Below are 19,092 nucleotides of genomic sequence, written 5' to 3' on the forward strand. Positions count from 1 at the left end.
CTATCTATTAAAGAAAGCAAGAGGAGCAAGAATGTTATGTATAAATCAAATCAGCAACGCTATAAGTTTCCAATACCTACCAGCACGCCTCGCATTCACCCGACCCGATTGGTACGGGTACCACCACAACTAGAAAATGACACCACTTATGATACTGAGCACCATTGGAATGTGCACCTAGAAAATGAAGATATTGAAAAACAGAGTGCCAGACATCTAATGCAGATCAGCAGGATGCACAAAGCTATTCACATCGCATCATCAGTTACTCCACATCATGAACAGCAAAAACTCATGGAAGAAGAATGGTGGCCTGCTGGCATCCAACAAACCGGTCCACTTCCAATATTAAATATCTATGGTGACAGACCCTTCGGTTATACCGAACCAATTAGCGTTACCATCGATCCCCCCATCCAAGGCCCAACAACCATCCATCACCACATGCCTTTGCTTAGCTGGCTGCGTCACCCCGTGTTCAAATTATTGATAGGAACACTGATTGGCCTGGCACTGCTGGCCCTGGTAGCGAGATCTGTAGACCTCGCTACCGTTATGGACACGCTTAAAAAAAACCTTACCACCCCCCGTGGTATAGGCCTGGCACTCCTATCCGGGCTGGTCTTCCTACTGGCTTTTAGTATTCGCGGTGTGCGCTGGCAACTGTTTCTACGGCCAATTGGGGACATTCAAATACATAAAGCAATTCAACTTTATCTCATAGGAACATTCCTTAATTTTGCCCTGCCAATTCGCGGGGGCGAAGTCTCAAAGTGCATCATGTTACGGCGCATCAGCGCTATCCCTATCAGCCAATCTTTGCCCACCGTTGCCATGGATAAAGCCCTGGATCTGATGCCGGCCATCTTTATCATAGCGCTGGTGCCTATCCTGGGCATTCACATGGATATCAAACTCTGGTCAGTAATGGCAACCGTAGGAATCTTAGTACTGGCGATGGTCGTTTTTGTGCTACTCGCTATCTGGAAACGTACAAGTACCATTGAGTTCATACAGAGGATCACCAGGCTATTACCAGCAGCAGTCGGCAATAAATTAGAGGACATGGCAACCGGCTTCGTTGATGCTCTCCTGGCCGGGGCCAGCCAGCCCGGCATCTTTATACCAGCTATCTTCCTCACTCTACTGGCCATTATCTGCGATGGACTCTTTGCCATGCTCGCCTTCTGGACCGTGGGGCACAGATTTCCTTTGTGACCGCGATCCTCGGTTACACTATCTATAATATGTTCTATATTCTGCCAACCCCTCCCGGGCAAATAGGCAGCAATGAAGCAATAGGACTTCTAGTCTTTTACGGCCTCCTGCACATCAGCGCACACAATGTAACCGCCATGTTTTTCTTCTCCCATCCCTGGACTGCTCTGCTCATGTGTGGCAGCGGAATGGGATGCATGGCAACTCTTGGACTTACCATTTCAAGTGAATTACAAGGATCAACTATATCAAAAAATACACATAATATACAAAAATAACGACTTTTTAAGCTTCCTTAAATAGGCCAATTAACACCAAATGCATAATATGCAGCAGCGTTGCCAGGCTTCTTAAAAAGTGTATCTACTGTTGCAACTGGTTCGTTCCCTGTGCTATAATCCGACTGGTATTATTGAGAAGAAAAGATGGGACCATAAGGATGAAACAGAAACCGCCTACCCCGACTGTGTTGAATACGTTGGGGGCGCTGAGCGGCATGGGCTTTACTGTAGCCGTCCCCATCGCCCTTGGAGCCATTGTGGGAAATTACCTTGATGGCCTTCTTCATACCGGACATTTGTTCATACTTCTCGGGCTGCTGCTTGGCCTGATTTCGGGGATTTATGGTGCATACCGTTTATATAAGAGCGTCTTTCAATAGGCTAAACGGATCCCTTAAGCACATCGAACCAGACCTGGCAGGGCTCGGCATATAGGGAGGACAGCCGAGTGAATCTGTGGAGACTTCCAAACATCACGATCGCCCCGGAAGTAATTATTCCTGGCACGTGGATCACTAACACTCTGCTATGTACTTGGATTTCTATTATTTGCTTGTTCGTGGTACTTTATTTTGGTACACGACGTCAGGATCTGATTCCAACTGGACTGCAAAACGCCCTTGAATGGCTAGTCGAGTTTTTACAGAATCTGGTAGAAGGTGTAGCAGGCAAAGAGAAAGGGAAAAAATTCTTTCCTCTAGTAGCTACATTCTTTATCTTCATTTTATTCTGTAATCTGCTTGACATCATTCCAGGTGTTGATACCATTGGTCTCATTCACCCTGAAAAGGCTGGCACCGTTGTTACCGGTCCATTCCTGTTCGGTCAAGCATCTAATCAGATTGTTCCATTGTTGCGCCCCGCGACAACAGACCTGAACCTGACTCTGGCGATGGCTCTGGTGTCTGTGGTTGTGACGCAGATTCTGGGTTTCTCGATGCTCGGTTTTAAAGATCAGATCAGCAAGTATCTGAACTTTAAAGCGATCAAAGAGAAAGGTGGAATGGGTTTTGTTGACTTATTAGTAGGCCTGCTTGAAATTATCAGTGAGCTCGGACGTTTGATTTCTTTCTCCTTCCGTCTCTTTGGTAATGTCTTTGCTGGTAGCGTTCTGCTCGCAGTCTTCGCCTACCTGCTGCCGGTTGTTGCCGACATCATCTTCATTCCATTTGAACTTTTTGTTGCCGTCATCCAGGCGTTTGTTTTCGCCTTCTTGACCTTACTCTTCATGCAAGTTGGCACCACCAGCCACTCTCATCACGATGAGGGTGAACACGAGGTGCATCACGAGTATGAAGGCAGCGCTGTGACTACACACTAGTGTAGTCGCGACGCCACTAACTTGCTTGCTTCTCGCAGAAATCTCTGCGATTGCATAAAAAAACCTTAATTCATTAATTACACAATACATTCGTCCTTAAGGAGGATTTTTAATCATGAATCTTGCTCCACTCGCAGCAGCTCTCGCTATCGGTATCGGTGCTATCGGACCTGGCCTTGCTATTGGTATTCTGGCCGCTAAAGCCATGGAAGCCATTGGCCGCAATCCCGAGGCTGCTCCTGTTGTTCAGACCAACATGATTCTGGCTATCGTGTTCGCTGAAGCTATCGCTATTTATGCTCTGGTAGTCGCTCTGCTGATCAAGTTCATCCCTTAAGTAATACTTTTTTCGTAGCGTAATGTGGAGACGTAGCGCGTCCATTCTGTTTTCCCCCTCTTCTTTTTATTTGAAGGAGAGAAACAGGTGATGCCGCGTCTCCGTCTTACGTACGGAATATAAGCGTATTACTCTTGATGAAAGGAAGCGCTATCGTGTATATAACACCACTCACACTTGCAGCAACAGCTGTTGCAAGCGCCGAGTCGCCCAGTGGCCTTGGAGCACTTGGCATTAACGCCGCCGCCTTTATTTCGCAGCTCGTTAGCTTTATTATCGTCCTCTTTGTCCTCTGGAAATGGGTCCTGCCAGTTGTGCAGCGCACACTGGAAAAACGGCAGGCATTAATCCGCGAGGGTATCGAGAACGCTGAGCAGGCCAAGCGCGATCTGGCAGAAGCGGCCAACAACGCTGAGCGGATCATCCTGGACGCCAAACGTCAGGCACAGGATACCATCGAGCGTGCAACAAAGAACGCTGAGCAGATCGCCCAGCAGATCGAAACCGAGGCCCGTGTTCGCGCTGAGAAGATTAGCCAGCAGCAGATTGCTCGCATCCACCAGGAAGCGAACCGTGCTCGCATGGAACTGAGCCGCGATGTTGTCAATCTTTCCATTGAGGCCGCCAGCAAAGTTATCAGCCGGTCAGTTGATAGCAACGACAACCGCCGCTTGGTCGAAGAGTTTGTCACGGCTAGTGATCAGGCGAGGAATAACTAATGCTTAAAGGAGCGATTGCACGCCGCTACGCAGGAGCGATCTTCGAGATTGCGCGAAAACAGAACACCATGGACCGCACCCTCGATGACGTTAAACATATCGCAGAGCTCTTTGGGCAGCGCAAGCTGGCCTACCTGCTACGCGAGCCCAAAATTCCTGCCCAGCGCAAAGAGACAGCGTTACGCCAGGCTTTAGCCGCAAAAGTGCTGCCTACGTCGCTCAACCTTGCCCTGCTCATCGTCCAGCGCGAGCTGGTCGATGTTATGCCAAACATTGCAACCGAGTTCGAAAACCTCGTGCTTGACTATCGCAATCAGGCAATCGCAGAGGTCACGACTGCAGCGCAATTAGACGATGCCCAGCAGGAGATCGTCAGGAAAGCGCTTGAGCACAAGACTGGCAAAAGCATTATCATGCATTCTCGGGTTGATCCGAGTATCTTAGGTGGTGTTGTCGCCCGCGTGGGAGATGAGATCATCGATGGCAGTGTCCGCAATCGCCTGCATGTCATGCAGCAGCAATTGCTCTCGGGCATTACTGCCACCGACACCGACGATGAGTTTGCTTCCGAGGATTTTGCCCAACCGGCAAATCGCTAGTCAGACAGACACATCGCCGCAACACCCGAAGCAGACATATCTCGATCTCAAGTGCAGGTGTATACAGGTCGGGAACAACAGACGAACTATGTAGATCCCCGTATCAATGTCCACCTGAAAATGCTCGAACGAGCACAAACACACGTAGATCGATCATACAATAACAACAATACAACGACAAACAGTAAAAGCCACTAGGAAACACTAGGAGGAACGCGATGGCATCTTGGGCTGATGAAATCAGTGCCATCATAGAGAAAAACATCGCAGGTTTTGGAGCCGATACCACCTCGACCGCCAGTGTCGGTACCGTTATCGCGGTACAAGACGGTGTCGCCCGTATTTATGGCCTGCAAGATGTTAAATATCTTGAGTTGGTAGAATTTCCCCGTACAGGACTTTATGGCATGGCCTTTAACCTCGAAGAGGAAGCGGTCAGCTGCCCAATCCTGGGTGACTATACACAAATCCGTGAAGATGATGAAGTTCGTACAACCGGACGCATTATCCAGGTTCCAGTTGGAGACGCGCTGCTCGGCCGCGTGGTTGATCCAATTGGTCAACCCCTTGACGATCGTGGCCCGATCGCAACCGATAAGTTCCGCCCGATCGAACGTGTTGCCCCTGGCGTTATTACCCGCCAGTCGGTAAACCAGCCAGTACAGACCGGTATCAAAGCTATTGATAGCATGATTCCGATTGGTCGTGGTCAGCGTGAATTGATCATCGGTGACCGCCAGACTGGTAAGACCGCTGTCGCTATCGACACGATCATTAACCAGAAGGGCAAAGATCTGATCTGTATCTACGTGGCAATCGGTCAGAAGAATTCTTCGATTGCTCGTACCCGCGCGATCCTGGAAGAGCACGGCGCGATGGAGTACACGATCATCGTTGCTTCTGGCGCTTCCGATCCTGCTCCATTGAAATACATCGCCCCTTATGCCGGTTGTGCAATTGGCGAAGAGTTCATGGAGTCTGGTCGCGATGCTCTGATCGTTTATGATGATCTGACCAAGCACGCTGAAGCCTATCGTAACATCTCCCTGATCATTCGCCGCCCTCCTGGACGCGAAGCATATCCAGGTGACGTGTTCTATCTGCACTCCCGCTTGTTGGAACGTGCAGCTCGCTTGAACAAAGATTACGGCGGTGGTTCATTGACCGCACTGCCAATCATTGAGACCAAAGCGAACGACGTTTCGGCCTACATTCCAACGAACCTGATCTCGATTACCGATGGTCAGATCTTCCTGGAAACGGACCTCTTCAACGCTGGTCAGCGTCCTGCTCTGAACACAGGTATCTCGGTATCTCGTGTAGGTAGTAGCGCTCAGACGAAAGCGATGAGCCAGGTTGCTGGTACCTTGCGTCTGGATCTGGCGCAGTTCCGTGAGTTGGAAGCCTTCTCGCAGTTTGCCTCTGATCTGGATAAAGCGACCAAATCGCGTATCGATCGCGGCCGCCGTATCCTGGAAATCTTGAAGCAGCCCCAATATCAGCCTGTTTCTGTTATCCGCCAGGTTATGATCATCTACGCAGCCACCAATGGCTACCTGGATGAAGTACCTCTGGATAAGGTCAGCGAGTGGGAAGCGGGCTTCTATCGGTTCATGGATGCCAACTATCAGGATCTCCAGAACGAGATTATTGAGAGTTCAATCCAGGGCCGCAACAAGATGAACGCAGATCAGTTAAAGAAATTGGGAGCCGCCATCGAAGACTATCAGAAGACGGCTGCACCACGAGAAGAGCAAAAGCGCTAGGAGGCAGATAGATGCCATCAACCCGAGAAATTCGGCAGCGCATACGATCAGTAAAAAATACAGCGAAAATTACTAAAGCCATGCAAATGGTGGCAAGTAGTAAGATGCGACGGGCACAGGAGCGAGTTGAACAAGCTCGCCCCTTCGCCGATCAAATCCGAGAGCTTGTCTCACGTCTGGCAACAGCGGCTTCAAATGGCAATGAGGATCTGGCGGAGGATCTGGTACTGCTGAAGCAGCGCCCGGTGAGAAATATCGGCATTGTGCTGATCTCTCCGGATCGCGGCCTCTGCGGTGCTTTACCTTCAAATATTAATCGTCACGCCGCCATTACGGCCCGCAATGAGAGCCAGCGTCTCTCTGAGCAGGGACGTAGCCCCGGCGTCGAGTATGTCGCCGTCGGTCGTAAAGGCCGTGATTTCGTTGTGCGTAACGAGCTCGACATGGTTGCTGAATTCACCAACTATGGAGATCGCCCGGGCCTCAGTGATGCAACCGCCATCGCACAAGTGGCTGTGGATGCCTTCCTGAAAGGGGAGGTCGACGTTGTATATCTGGTCTATGCCAAATTCGTCAATACGGTGACACAAACACCGGTAACCGTGCAATTGCTGCCCGTCCAGCCACCTGAGAAGAAGGAAGAAGACGAGCAAAAAGACAAGGCGACCGAATATATTTATGAGCCTGATGAGCAAACGATTTTTAAAGCCTTGCTCCCACGCTATGTAGATATCCAGGTCTATCAAGCTCTGCTTGAGGCCGTCGCTAGCCAGCAATCCGCACAGATGGTTGCCATGAAAAACGCGACCGATAATGCAAACGAACTGATTCAGGATCTCACCTTGACGTATAACAAGGTCCGCCAGGCCGCTATCACAACCCAGATTCTTGAGGTGGTAGCCGGTGCTGAGGCGCTCTAACGAGATGTCTGGGCAGGGGAAGGCGAAGAGATACCCCTGCGATGGAGAAATACATGACAGTAACACAAACAGGCGCGAAGGGAAAAGTCGTGCAGGTACTGGGGGCCGTGGTAGACATTGAGTTCCCTCAGGATCAACTCCCAGAAATTTATAATCAGGTAGTAACTCGCCCGCTCGGTGCCAGCGACGATCTCGCCCTTGAGGTTGAGCAGCACCTGGGCAATAACTGGGTCCGCTGCGTAGCTATGGGCCCAACCGATGGCTTACAGCGTGGGACAGACGCCTATGATACAGGCGCTCCGATCAGCGTTCCCGTGGGTCCTAAAACATTGGGACGTATCTTCAACGTTCTGGGTCGCGCGATCGACAACAAACCAGAGGTTGAGGACACTCCTCGCTATCCGATTCACCGCCATGCTCCTGATCTGGAAGATCAGTCTTCCAATGTTGAAGTCTTCGAGACTGGCATTAAAGTTATTGACCTGATCTGCCCCTTTATGAAAGGTGGTAAAATTGGTGCCTTCGGTGGTGCTGGCGTCGGTAAGACCGTCGTTATTCAGGAACTGATCAATAACATCGCTAAAGGTCACGGTGGTTATAGCGTTTTCGCTGGCGTGGGTGAGCGCACCCGCGAAGGCAATGACCTGTACCATGAAATGCAGGAAGCCAACGTTATTGACCGTCTGGCCATGGTCTTTGGTCAGATGAACGAGCCTCCCGGCTCCCGTCTACGCGTGGCACTGAGTGGTCTGGCTATCGCCGAGTACTTCCGCGACGAAGAGCATAAAGACGTGTTGCTCTTCATCGACAACATCTTCCGTTTCACACAGGCCGGTGCTGAGGTGTCCGCATTGCTTGGTCGTATGCCATCCGCTGTGGGTTACCAGCCAAACCTGGCCGAGGAAATGGGTGAGTTGCAGGAGCGCATCACCTCTACTAAAGAGGGTTCGATCACTTCGATGCAGGCCGTCTACGTGCCCGCTGACGACTACACCGATCCTGCGCCTGCTACAACCTTTGCTCACCTGGACTCAACGATTGTGTTGGAACGTTCAATCGCACAGAAAGGTATCTATCCTGCGGTAGATCCTCTGGCCTCCACCAGCCGTATCCTTGATCCTCAGGTTGTGGGAGATGAGCATTATAACACCGCTCGTGGCGTTCAGATCGTTCTACAGCGCTATAAAGAGTTGCAGGACATCATCGCTATTCTGGGTGTTGATGAGTTGTCGGACGACGATAAATTGATCGTTGCTCGCGCTCGTAAGCTGGAGCGTTTCTGCGGTCAGCCTTTCACGGTTGCTGAGGTCTTCACAGGCATGCCCGGCAAATATGTGAAATTGACGGATACCATTCGCAGCTTTAAGGCTATTCTGGAAGGTGAGGTAGACAACATTCCCGAGTCCTACTTCCTGTCACAGGGTGCGATTGAAGATGTTATTGCAGCTTACGAAGCAGATCAGAAGAAGGGTTAAGCCATGGCGACACGCAATACACTGCATGTCGAGGTAGTAACCGCAGAGCGTGAGCTCTACAATGGCGAGGCCGATATCGTGGACGCTCCTGGATCAGAGGGGCAGCTGGGCATTTTGCCTGAGCATGCTCCCCTGCTGGCCCTGCTGGGACCTGGACCTTTACAGATTAAATTGCATGGAGAGGATAATATCTTTTTCGTCTCCAGCGGTTTTCTAGAGGTCTCTCATGATCGTGTCACAATTCTGGCCGATACGGCAGAGCATGCGGCAGAGATCGACCAGGCTCGCGCAGAGGCAGCACGCCGCCGCGCACAGGAGCATCTGGAAGAGGCGCGCTCAAATACTGAGCGTGCTGAGTTACAAGCAGCATTGCTGCGCGCCATTAGCCGCTTGAAAGTGGTGGAACTGGCACGCCGCAGTGGTCGCATTCGCTAGTCGGTACTTCGATATAGCACAATAGCTACACGATACAAGAAAAGACTGGTGCGGATAGCTTTCTATCCCGCACCAGTCTTTTTATGCTACGTGAGCTGGGGACCTGACTCAGAAGTTGCCGCTCGATCCTCCTCCAAAGCCGCCATCACCGCCGCCGCCACCAAAGTCTCCACTCGAGCCACCACCGAAGCCACCGTCACCACCACCACCGAAGCCGCCGGCATCGCCACCACCAAAGCCACCTCCTCCAAAGTCCCCGCTCGATCCTCCTCCAAATCCACCATCGCCGCCGCCAAATCCACCATTTCCGCCATTGCCAAAGTCTCCACTGGCACCTCCACCAAAATCACCGCCATCGCGGTCGCGGTCACGGTCGCCAGCTGCCTTGCCAAGCTCATAACCGGCCAGGCCACCCGCAGCGGCACCCAGGCCACCCGCGGCCCATGGATTCATGCCCTGATTCTGTGGTGGGTACGGACCCTGATAATTGGGAGGATAATTTCCCTGATTGTAAGGCTGGTTATAAGGTTGATTGAAGTTGGGCTGGTTGGGTCGACGATTGAATAGGCCACCAGTTACGCCACCGCGTCGGCGCGCAAAAGCAAAGGCCGCAATAAGGGCTAAGGCTATAAGGCCAACACAACAGAGGGTGCTGCCGATCGCATTTCCACCACCACCGCCAACACTTGGAATGAACGAATTACTACTATTGAGAGAACCATTCAGCGAATTGATGGCCGCCACAGTAGCGTTCGAATAATTCTTACTACCATTATTCATTTCGCGGATAAACGCGTTGGTAGCATCATTATACTGGCTCGAAGACAGGCCAACATTGGACCCGCCGACAATCGCTACATGATTTGAATTAAAGGCGATCACGATCATGTTAGGATTTTTAATGCTACGCTTGGCAACCTGGTCGAATGAAGAACTCGACGTGGATAATGAACTGACCGAGTAGATGTCAATTGGTTTGGATAACGACGAGGCCGCACTCTGTACCTGCGATCTGTTCAATACACCAGCATTATCGTAGATGTTTACAGAATTAGCCAATGCAGCTGTGGCTGTGATCAGTAGCAGGCACAAGGCAGCAAAAGTCGCGATAAATCCTTTGCTCGACTTCCTCATAAAGGAGCCTGAAGATGTCTTGCCCATAATATTCCTTCCGTTGGCAACTTTTCTGAAACATGGAGAAAACCTGAAAAAACAATCCTTTGCAACTTCAAGTACAACCATTGCTTCAAAAGATATACGTTTGTTTGAACGTATATTCAGCCTTTCGATCAAATCACAGCCAGTCAGATTACCGGCTCAACGGTTGCTATTCAGCTCATCACTGGCTGTTGCTTCATTATATTTACGATCTACATCTGACTTAGTTGTGAAGTCCTGGTCAACCCTGGTTTGCTCATTGCGCCGTGATGTATCTGGCATCGGATCAACCCTGGATGTTATATTCTTTCCAGCGTTCCGGGAACGGTAAAGGGAGAAACCAATCAAGATGATGGCAAGAATAAACAGCACCACGATCACAACAATAAATATATTCAGGAAATTCGCAATCATTAGATCAATACCTCCGAGGAAAACTCTCTTTACAGAAGTGTGCCATTGTTTCATCAGCCATACTCAAGAACACGAGAAAAACCATGTAATAGATACACAACAATTGTGACATCGTCATGCTATGCTTCCCGTCCGGTGCATGCTACAATGAAAAGGTAAACCATCGTTTGATCCTATATCATCGTGGAGTATAAAATCACATGAGCACGACACCTTCGGGGCGGAAACGCCCTTTTGTTCTGATCATTATGGATGGATGGGGTATCAATCCACGCAAAGAGGGCAACGCTATCGCCCTGGCCCACACGCCAAATATCGACAAGATCGCACGTGAATGGCCACATACCGCCGTTAAGACCTCTGGGGCAGCAGTCGGTTTGCCTGATGGCCAGATGGGTAATTCGGAGGTTGGACACCAAAATATTGGCGCGGGCAAACGTGTGCTTCAGGATTATACGCGCGTCAGTGAGTCCATTGAGGATGGAAGCTTTTTCCAAAATCCAGCTTTCCTGCGCGCTATTGAGCACGTCAAGAAAAATCAATCTCAGCTCCATATTTGTGGGTTACTCGGCAATGGTGGTGTCCATGCCCATGAGACACACCTTGAGGCCCTGCTACGCCTGGCGGCCAGACATGATATCGAGCGCGTCTATATCCATGCTTTTACTGATGGCCGCGACACCTCTCCGACAGGCGGCCTCGAATTTATGCAGCGCTTAGAAACTCGGGCCCGAGAAATCGGTGGAGCATATCCAGCCAGGGTGGCAACGGTGACCGGGCGCTACTATGCGATGGATCGTGATAATCGCTGGGAACGCACAGGAGCCACTTATTGGGCGATGACAAAGGGTGAGGCTACCCAACAGGCAACATCAGCCCTGGCAGCCATTCAGCAGTCTTATGATGCCAAAGTAACTGATGAGTTTATTTTACCCACAGTCATTATGGAAGATGGTCGTCCCGTAGCTACTGTTCAAGCAGGTGATGCGGTTATCCATTACAACTTCCGACCTGATCGAGCACGCCAGTTGACCAAAGCTTTTGTGATGGAAGATCTACCACCACAGGCTGAAGGTAAGTTTAATCGCGGCCCACGCCTGAATGATCTGGTCTATGTCATGATGACACAATATGAAGAGGGTTTAGACGCAGAGGTGGCCTATCGCGCCGATGAAGTGGAGATGCCGCTGGCACGTGTGATCGCTGAACAAGGCATGTCCCAGTTCCATACTGCCGAGACCGAAAAATATGCCCATGTCACCTTCTTCATCAATGGACGTCGTGAGGTACCTTTCAAAGGTGAAGACCGCATTCTGGTTCCTTCCCCCAAAGTTCCAACTTATGATCTTCAACCAGAAATGAGTGCAGCAGGCATCACCGATGCAGCGGTTGAACGTATTCTCAGTGGTCAGTATGATCTGATTATTATGAATTATGCTAACGCAGATATGGTCGGCCATACCGGTGTCATTGATGCGACCATCAAGGCTGTTGAAGCCGTTGATAAAGGAGTTGGCCGTGTCATCGAGGCTACCCTGGCAGCTGGTGGCAACGCCTTGATTACCGCCGATCATGGCAATGCGGAACAGTTAATAGAATATGATACCGGTAAACCCTTTACCGCCCACACAACCTTCCCGGTGCCGCTCTATTTTGTCGCGCCCCGCTTCGCCCAGGCCAAATTGCGCAGCGATGGTATCCTGGCTGATGTCTCCCCTACCATCCTGCAAGTTATGAATATTCCGCAGCCCAAAGATATGCAGGGTCACTCACTCATTTTACCTTAGCTTAATGTATTATTTACAATGCATTAAAAACTCATAGAAAGTTATCCACATGTTTTTGTATAATATGTGGATAACTCTATAATAATGTGGATAACCTTGCTCCCATACAAAACCAGCGCATTAGCTGATGCGTTCGATAAGGGTGATGGGAACCGTATAAAATGAGCCATCATCCAGGCGCAAACGCACCGAGCGCGTACGTAGTCCAGAGGTAAAGGTTTGCTCATATGAGTAAAAATAATCAATGATGCCAATCGCGCCTTGATGCTGCCCACTACAGACACGTACTTGCGCACCTAACGCCAACGTGGCATCTGGTTGAACCACCTGCCAATTTTTGTCAATTTCGGCCACCGGAATGGAAATGACCAGTTCAGGGAATAAATTATGGGTCAGGGACGTAGCGCCCGCAAGTAAGCCAATCGTTCCCTGATAATGGGTGAGTAGATTCATGGTGTGCACGGGCATGTTTGCAGAACCAATACCCTCAGTTAACAAGAGCGTCAATGGAGGGAGCTGCTCTTGTGCCTGCTCCAGATCAGAAATCTTCAGCAGCTGTAGATAATCAGTTCTTAAAAAGCCTTCCAGATCTCGTAAAGCAATGCTACTGGCCACCACCCCGACTACGCCTGAGTTGAGAGCTTGATGCAGCAAACCAAAGGTTAGTGGCCCTGGTACAACCAGAATGGCACCTGGAGGTATAGTCTGAGCACTATATGGGCTACGAGGTTGCCACATAGTTAAGACTCCAGCTGCTTGCTTTCCAGCACCGAGAATGCCTTGAATAAGTGCAGCATGACTTTCAATGACAACACCACCACGTGCCGTAACACCAACCACCCGACCATGCAAACCAGCGGGGATATCCTGGCCAATCGAGGATTTTAAGAGATCTGGTGAGGATGAAATACCAGAAGGAGAGAGCTTAGTAGACGCTCTCTCCTTCTGCTTATCATACTCTGAGGCTGTGGTAAGACGCAGCACAGGTTGATCAGGCACAACTTCCTGACCACGATAGACTAACGGGATGCCTTTGGCGTGATACCCACCCGGCCAACGCTCTCGCTTGACGATTAGCCGTGGAAGAACAGACCACCCTGACGGATAGGTCATGGCGGGAACCTCCCATTATATTTATCTTCCCAGTTACGCCCCCAGTGCTTGAGACCATTGCAATAAACGTGCCTGGCGCTCTGTATCATCACCAGGCAGAGCCAGCGGGCGGCCACGAGCATCGATGATCAGGCCAATCAGGCCTCCATCAATCTCTTCGGCGGCCCGTGCACGTTCACCAGGTCCAAGCCCAACATCGACCGTCGGGGCCGGGAACAATGTCAGCAGAGCTTGCTCATTTACCTGTAAAGGAATGACTTCAATCGTGCCACCCATTACATCAACATTTAATTGTCTGCCATTACTATATTCTACCCCCACGCGCACAGCCAGTTGACCCTGCTGGACGTTCCCAAAGGGGATGACGCAGGTCCCAAGACGATGCGAGACGGCATCATTCTCATTGACCTGTACCGCCATAACCGGGGCCACAGTCGCCACTGCGCCTAATTGTGAGATGAGCATTGTGCTGTCGACAACCAGCGAGGTTACACCACGTGGCTGTAGCGCATCCAGCAACATCATGGCTACCTGCCCATACTTTGGCGCATGGGATAATACACCACCTGTCGCCAGGATTAAATCGGTATCGGGTAATTCGATATGACTGCTTGTACGTGCGGCCTCCACGGTGAGCGCGATCGCCTCGCGCGCAAATGCCTGCATTAAAGCTAATTCGCGCGAATCCGTGGGCAATGACTGTGGATGAAGCATATGGTTGAGCACAAACTGGCGTACCTCATCCTCTGAAATAAGAAATGGCAGCCAGCGTGTAATTCGCTGCAGCCCGGCTTTCTGCAGGACATCCCCGATATTAGGACCAACACCAACGCCGGTATTAACCATGGGGATAAACTCCCCTTGCTCGCCCGCCAGCATAATGGTAGTAGTGCTACCACCAACATCGACGGCCGTGACGTTCATGGCATAATGTTGAGCCAGGAAACGTACCAGGCTACTCAATGAGGTTGCTGAGGCCACAGGATTGGCCCTGGACCAGTTACGCACGCGTTCGTAACCTGGGATCTGTTCTAACCCTTCATGTTCATGCAGAGAGCCAATTGCCGCGCTGACTGAGCCTAACTGGGTTGGGTTGGTTAAAGACTCAACCCGGGTAACATCGGCAACATTCTGCAGCATACGACGAACAGCCTCAACATATTGTGGAGCACCGGCATAGACGACAGAATAGCGCTTCGGAGTTCCATCTGGCGCAAGCGCACCACCCTGCTGGGCCGTTTCGCGTGCCATATTGATTAAGAGCTGACAGGCCTCTTGCAAAGGAGCAGGCCCCGCCGGGCCATCTGCAGCTCCAACGATCAAAGCGGTCTGTGGCTGCAGCTCGCGCAAATGATTTAACTGGCGCTCCCATTCCTGGGCCACGCGCTCTTGCGTCCAGGAGCCGGCAGCTCCCGCTGGCCCAACAGCCGCAGGCGTAGTCGCAGCTACATATGAAGGAGAAGGTACCGCCTGTACCTGTGCATACAGACCAGAAACAGCCTGCTCAGATAAACGCTCTAATTCGGGGGAAACCGCCCCCAGGGTAGCCACACGCAGCGGATCGCCGGCGCTTAACGTTGCGATAAAAATATCAACGCCATCCCCATTTGATCGCTCAGGAGAAACAATATGTTTCTCCTCAACAAACTTGCGTCCGGTCACAAATTCAATCACATTAATCGCCTGGATAATACCTTCAGAAAGGTCTTCCAGGGGCGGCTTAATCGTTGATGGCGCTTCCCCGCGCGCCATCAAACGATACTGGCCTTCAACGAGACCAAAGAGTGAGACTTTTGTAAAAACAGCCCCACAATCGGCAACCAACAAGGAGTTGGGGGTCACTGAATTCTGCATCTGTGCTGGACCCTGTCCACCCTCTGGATAGGGTTGTGTATACATTTCCGGTATCCTTCTTCTCTCCGACTAACGAGAAAGCCACTCACGAATTGCCTCGAACAATCCGCGTTTTTTGTTTTTCTGCTCGCCGGCACTATCAGCTGAGTTTGATGGCGCCGCTGAACCAGACGTTGAATAAGCATTTCCTCCATAAGGAGCCCCTGCATTGAATGCCGATTGACCACCCATTGAAGGATTTCCCCCATAGGTTGATTTCCCTGTCCCGGGACATTACCAGGATAGTTATTACCATAACCACCCGCCAGGCTGTTTCCGGCACTATAATTCTGAGGGAATACACCACTGGAACCCAACGGTGTATTGGGCATCGCGCCAGGATTTGGCATACCACTCATACTGGTCTGGGCCATTCCAGGCTGGCCCATGGGTCCGGGCTGACCCAGGGATGCATAATTATTGGCCTGCCCAGGCTGGTTAAAGGGGCTGTTCTGTCCGGGTTGCCCCTGCAATCCATAAGGATTTGGCTGCGCTGGATTGTCTTGCCCGTATGAAAAAGCCTGCCCAGGCTGATTGTTTTGCCCATATGGGCTCCCTTGTCCCGCGTGGCCTGCTTGTTGAGGGGTCTGGGCTGGATAATTGGGGGTCGCGGAGGCAACGCCCAACATCGAAGCGAAGACGTTTGCCGCCAGCTCGCTACTTTCATTGGGATTGACATCCCCACGCGGACGACTGGGAACGCGCATATTATCAACACGTGGCGTGGCCCCATATCCCCCTGGTCGCGGGCCTGAGCCCTGCGGCTGCGAAGGATTCGCTGACTGACCCTGCGCAGAGCGTAGCCATTCCGGCAATGAGTTTTGATCGATGAAAGAAGAGGCAGATATAGGTGCTCCCTCTTGCTGTGACATCGCATTGACGGGAGGAGTCTGCATTGGCGCCTGCATACCCGAAGGAGCCTGATTACTGGCAGGCCAGGCCGGGCTAGATGGCGCCTGTCCCCATGGAGATTGCGCCGATGGCTGAGCCGACCAGTTGTTCGCCTGCGGGCCAGGAGCCGCGGGCGCATTGATGCGGGGCTGTTGGCCTGAGTTTTGTCCCCTTCGCGTAACCATGGTGGCAACGCATCTACATCTAATAAAGAAGATGCTGAAAAACCCGCCTGACCACCTCCGGGTGCTCCGGGAGCAGGATTGGGATTGACAGCAAACGAGCTGCCTGTATTTGCTCCACGTTCATTCTGCGGCTGCATCCAGGACGGCAATGATTGCTGATCGATGAGATCGCGAGCCGAAAAACCTGCCGCTGGGGATGCTGGCGGTTGCGCTGGCATCGATGGCGGCTGGGGTGCAGCAGGTGTAGGATTTGGCTTAGGAGCAGCGGGCGGCGGCTGCAATGCCTGCATCCACTCGGGTACATTGTCCTGCTGAATCAAACTGGACGCAGCAAGACCCCCGGGTGCTGACGGCGGAGGAGTGCCAGCTGGCTTCCCCTCCTGCATCCAGGACGGTAATGATTTTTCATCAATTAATGATTGTGCAGTAATCCCTTGAGGAGGAAAATTCCCTCCTGTCGGTGTCTGATCTGGAAATTGAGATGGAGGGGTAGAGAGAGGCGGATTAGAAGCCGGATTATCACGGACATCCCCCCGCGCTCCGCACGCATCCAACTTGGCAGAGCTCCATCTTCAATCAGGTCAGCCGGAGAAAAACTTGTAGCATTATTAGTGGGCGTTGCCGTGCGCTCACCGGCGCGCAACGACTCCAGCCAAGCAGGTAATTCTGGCTGGTCCTGGAAGCCCATGCGTGGGGCTGGCCCATTATCAACCATGCCAGCGAGTGGTGCGCCACATGCCTGGCAAACTGCGCCAGCAGGGGTCATCTTTCCACAGCGGTTACACTTGATCACTTTTACTCCTCACTTTCGCCAGGCCTCGTTCTTGGCAGTGTATCACTCTTTTTCCAGCTTGACAACGATCATGATTTACAAGATAAGACATGCTGATATGATACAATACGCACGGTATCGTTTATTACAAAAGTACTATATAGGCAGGAAATATTCATGCATGAGCAGACACAGGATTGGGAAGGGACCGTCTATACATCTCCTCCGCGTATATGCCTTACTCTCCCTCTGCCTCCAAGTATCAATGAGCAATATGCGACTGTCAATGGCCATCGTGTTAGTACACAGGTCGCCCGACGCTTTAAACGCACTGTACATGCTGTTCTGCGTCAACTCGAACGACAAGGAAAACTTTCGGAAGCGCTACACTATCAATTCCAACAAAGCCACCTGGCACTCCTGCTGGATTGTTACTTCACCACGCCCTTAAGAAGAGACCTCGATGGAGGACTCAAAATTACGCAAGACGCGATCTGCGAAGGATTAGGATTGAACGACAATCGCGTGGTGGACATTCATTTAATGAAACATATCGACCCACTCCATCCTCACCTCTATGTCGAGTTAGAAACCGTACCCGACTGGCATTTTGACAAAGAGTACGTTCTTCTCAGCTAAGAAACTACGCTTGTCTTTGTGACACGCCTTCTTTAAGATAAAACTGATGACAATTGATTTCTGTAACAAAACTGGTCGCAATTTTTAACGAGGTACTATGTATGTGGAATATAAATCATTTCCTGCCCGCTTTATTTTCAAAAAAGCAGGCGCTAGCGGCTGAGAAACAGGTGCCCGGGCAACGGTTGGCACTGGGTCTGCTTTTAAGCAGTGCCATTGGCGCTCTGGCCTACCGAAGACGCTCATTGAGCCGTAGTGGCGTGGCAGGCGCAGCTATTACTGGCACAACAATCTTTGGATTGGGGGGCTGGGCCTGGGGATCTTCCCTCATCTTTTTCTTTGTCTCTTCCAGCTTTTTTTCCCATTTCCGGGCTGCCGATAAAGCGCGTACCGCCGCGGATAAGTTTAGCAAGGGTTCACAGCGCGACCTGGCCCAGGTAGGAGCCAATGGCGGGATTGCTTCAGTAATGGCCCTGGGTTATGGCTTAAGCCATCAACCAGCCTTGCGTGAGAGCTTTGAGGCGGGTTTTATTGGTGCCCTGGCCACAGCCAATGCTGATACCTGGGCCACTGAACTGGGCGTACTCAGTCAGCAGCCGCCACGCCTGATTACTACCGGCCGGCCAACGGTACCCGGAACATCGGGAGGGGTCAGTCCACTCGGAGCCAGTGCCGCCGCAGGTGGAGCCTTCGCCGAGGGACTGTTTTTTCAGCTCTTACGGCGCCGGAAGTCACCGATACTGCCAATCATTGCTCTGATCAGTGGCTTTGCAGGTAGTCTGTTTGATAGTCTGCTCGGAGCCACCGTACAGGCCATCTATTACTGTCCTCATTGCCAAAAAGAGACCGAACGACGTATCCATAATTGTGGCACACCAACCACCCATCTGCGCGGCTGGAGATGGATGGACAATGACCTGGTCAATCTGCTGGCAACATTATGTGGAAGCCTGCTAGCAATCTTGCTACAGCTACCCTTTCGCACCAGATCCACACGTCCATAGCATGAGAGGCCACAAAGTATCTCTCACAAGACTATATCTTTCAGATACTATTAATTTATGATCATCAGTATTCAATTTAGAATATGTTTTATCCTCATGATCTCAGCGCTCTTCACGCCTGAGTTTGAGCGCCCTTGGCGCTCAAGAAGTATTCTTGTGTGGTGC

Annotated in this window: 20 protein-coding genes; 14 read left to right on the top strand and 6 right to left on the bottom strand. The window is 51.3% G+C overall.

Translation table 11 applies throughout. The features are described 5' to 3' along the window. Positions 1-36: 36 nt before the first annotated feature. The 10 genes from EL645_RS08440 to EL645_RS08485 all read left to right on the top strand — a co-directional run bounded on the left by EL645_RS08440 (position 37) and on the right by EL645_RS08485 (position 9,071). Positions 37-1,218 (top strand): lysylphosphatidylglycerol synthase transmembrane domain-containing protein, encoded by a 1,182-nt coding sequence (locus EL645_RS08440; RefSeq protein ID WP_126549610.1) that lies wholly within the window; start codon positions 37-39, stop codon positions 1,216-1,218. A gap of 439 nt (positions 1,219-1,657) precedes the next feature. After that, positions 1,658-1,879, top strand: a complete 222-nt coding sequence (locus EL645_RS08445) for an AtpZ/AtpI family protein (protein ID WP_126549611.1) — start codon at positions 1,658-1,660, stop codon at positions 1,877-1,879. A 68-nt stretch (positions 1,880-1,947) separates the two neighbouring features. Further along, entirely contained in the window at positions 1,948-2,820 is an 873-nt protein-coding gene (atpB, locus tag EL645_RS08450; protein WP_126549612.1) for a F0F1 ATP synthase subunit A, read from the top strand. 115 nt (positions 2,821-2,935) lie between these two features. Next, positions 2,936-3,157: an ATP synthase F0 subunit C gene (gene atpE, locus EL645_RS08455; protein WP_126549613.1), complete on the top strand. Its 222-nt coding sequence runs from the start codon at positions 2,936-2,938 to the stop codon at positions 3,155-3,157. Between the two features lie 155 nt (positions 3,158-3,312). Next, positions 3,313-3,876 (top strand): F0F1 ATP synthase subunit B, encoded by a 564-nt coding sequence (gene atpF / locus EL645_RS08460; protein WP_161977229.1) that lies wholly within the window; start codon positions 3,313-3,315, stop codon positions 3,874-3,876. Continuing rightward, entirely contained in the window at positions 3,876-4,475 is a 600-nt protein-coding gene (atpH, locus tag EL645_RS08465) for an ATP synthase F1 subunit delta (RefSeq protein WP_126549615.1), read from the top strand. The genes atpF and atpH overlap by 1 nt, the downstream gene beginning before the upstream one ends. Before the next feature lie 218 nt (positions 4,476-4,693). Next, a complete protein-coding gene (gene atpA / locus EL645_RS08470) occupies positions 4,694-6,241 on the top strand; it encodes a F0F1 ATP synthase subunit alpha (protein WP_126549616.1) in 1,548 nt (515 codons plus the stop codon). Positions 6,242-6,252: 11 nt separating this feature from the next. After that, complete coding sequence (gene atpG, locus EL645_RS08475) at positions 6,253-7,161, top strand: ATP synthase F1 subunit gamma (protein WP_126549617.1); 909 nt, start codon at positions 6,253-6,255, stop codon at positions 7,159-7,161. Positions 7,162-7,214: 53 nt separating this feature from the next. Next, complete coding sequence (atpD, locus tag EL645_RS08480; RefSeq protein WP_126549618.1) at positions 7,215-8,636, top strand: F0F1 ATP synthase subunit beta; 1,422 nt, start codon at positions 7,215-7,217, stop codon at positions 8,634-8,636. A gap of 3 nt (positions 8,637-8,639) precedes the next feature. After that, positions 8,640-9,071 (top strand): F0F1 ATP synthase subunit epsilon, encoded by a 432-nt coding sequence (locus tag EL645_RS08485; RefSeq protein WP_126549619.1) that lies wholly within the window; start codon positions 8,640-8,642, stop codon positions 9,069-9,071. A gap of 108 nt (positions 9,072-9,179) precedes the next feature. Here EL645_RS08485 and EL645_RS40335 read toward each other — a convergent pair whose 3' ends face one another. Both EL645_RS40335 and EL645_RS08495 read right to left on the bottom strand, forming a co-directional pair. After that, positions 9,180-10,232, bottom strand: a complete 1,053-nt coding sequence (locus EL645_RS40335) for a hypothetical protein (protein WP_176599839.1) — start codon at positions 10,230-10,232, stop codon at positions 9,180-9,182. Positions 10,233-10,388: 156 nt separating this feature from the next. After that, the gene (locus EL645_RS08495; protein ID WP_126549620.1) at positions 10,389-10,643 is read right to left on the bottom strand and encodes a hypothetical protein; all 255 of its coding nucleotides are present in this window, start codon (positions 10,641-10,643) and stop codon (positions 10,389-10,391) included. Between the two features lie 200 nt (positions 10,644-10,843). Here EL645_RS08495 and gpmI point away from each other — a divergent pair, with 200 nt between their 5' ends. After that, a complete protein-coding gene (gene gpmI / locus EL645_RS08500) occupies positions 10,844-12,430 on the top strand; it encodes a 2,3-bisphosphoglycerate-independent phosphoglycerate mutase (protein ID WP_126549621.1) in 1,587 nt (528 codons plus the stop codon). 120 nt (positions 12,431-12,550) lie between these two features. Here gpmI and EL645_RS08505 read toward each other — a convergent pair whose 3' ends face one another. The 3 genes from EL645_RS08505 to EL645_RS08515 are packed head-to-tail and all read right to left on the bottom strand — an operon-like array spanning position 12,551 to position 16,512. Next, complete coding sequence (locus tag EL645_RS08505; protein ID WP_126549622.1) at positions 12,551-13,543, bottom strand: hypothetical protein; 993 nt, start codon at positions 13,541-13,543, stop codon at positions 12,551-12,553. Between the two features lie 33 nt (positions 13,544-13,576). Beyond that, positions 13,577-15,442 carry a glutamate mutase L gene (locus tag EL645_RS08510; RefSeq protein ID WP_126549623.1) on the bottom strand — a complete coding sequence of 622 codons (1,866 nt, stop codon included), beginning with the start codon at positions 15,440-15,442 and terminating at the stop codon, positions 13,577-13,579. Continuing rightward, a complete protein-coding gene (locus tag EL645_RS08515) occupies positions 15,382-16,512 on the bottom strand; it encodes a hypothetical protein (protein WP_126549624.1) in 1,131 nt (376 codons plus the stop codon). Before EL645_RS08515 ends, EL645_RS08510 begins: the two co-directional genes overlap by 61 nt. Before the next feature lie 162 nt (positions 16,513-16,674). On the opposite strand from EL645_RS08515, the gene EL645_RS39175 reads away from it, so the two are divergent. Beyond that, complete coding sequence (locus EL645_RS39175) at positions 16,675-16,827, top strand: hypothetical protein (protein ID WP_161977230.1); 153 nt, start codon at positions 16,675-16,677, stop codon at positions 16,825-16,827. 97 nt (positions 16,828-16,924) lie between these two features. Here the strand turns inward: EL645_RS39175 and EL645_RS08520 are convergent, their stop codons facing one another. Next, positions 16,925-17,305 carry a hypothetical protein gene (locus EL645_RS08520; protein ID WP_126549625.1) on the bottom strand — a complete coding sequence of 127 codons (381 nt, stop codon included), beginning with the start codon at positions 17,303-17,305 and terminating at the stop codon, positions 16,925-16,927. A 156-nt stretch (positions 17,306-17,461) separates the two neighbouring features. On the opposite strand from EL645_RS08520, the gene EL645_RS08525 reads away from it, so the two are divergent. Together EL645_RS08525 and EL645_RS08530 are read left to right on the top strand one after the other, a co-directional pair. Next, positions 17,462-17,923 carry a RusA family crossover junction endodeoxyribonuclease gene (locus EL645_RS08525; RefSeq protein ID WP_126549626.1) on the top strand — a complete coding sequence of 154 codons (462 nt, stop codon included), beginning with the start codon at positions 17,462-17,464 and terminating at the stop codon, positions 17,921-17,923. Positions 17,924-18,024: 101 nt separating this feature from the next. After that, positions 18,025-18,927: a DUF92 domain-containing protein gene (locus EL645_RS08530; protein ID WP_126549627.1), complete on the top strand. Its 903-nt coding sequence runs from the start codon at positions 18,025-18,027 to the stop codon at positions 18,925-18,927. The last annotated feature ends 165 nt before the right edge of the window (positions 18,928-19,092 follow it).

The organism is Dictyobacter kobayashii (assembly GCF_003967555.1).
Taxonomy (GTDB): domain Bacteria; phylum Chloroflexota; class Ktedonobacteria; order Ktedonobacterales; family Ktedonobacteraceae; genus Dictyobacter; species Dictyobacter kobayashii.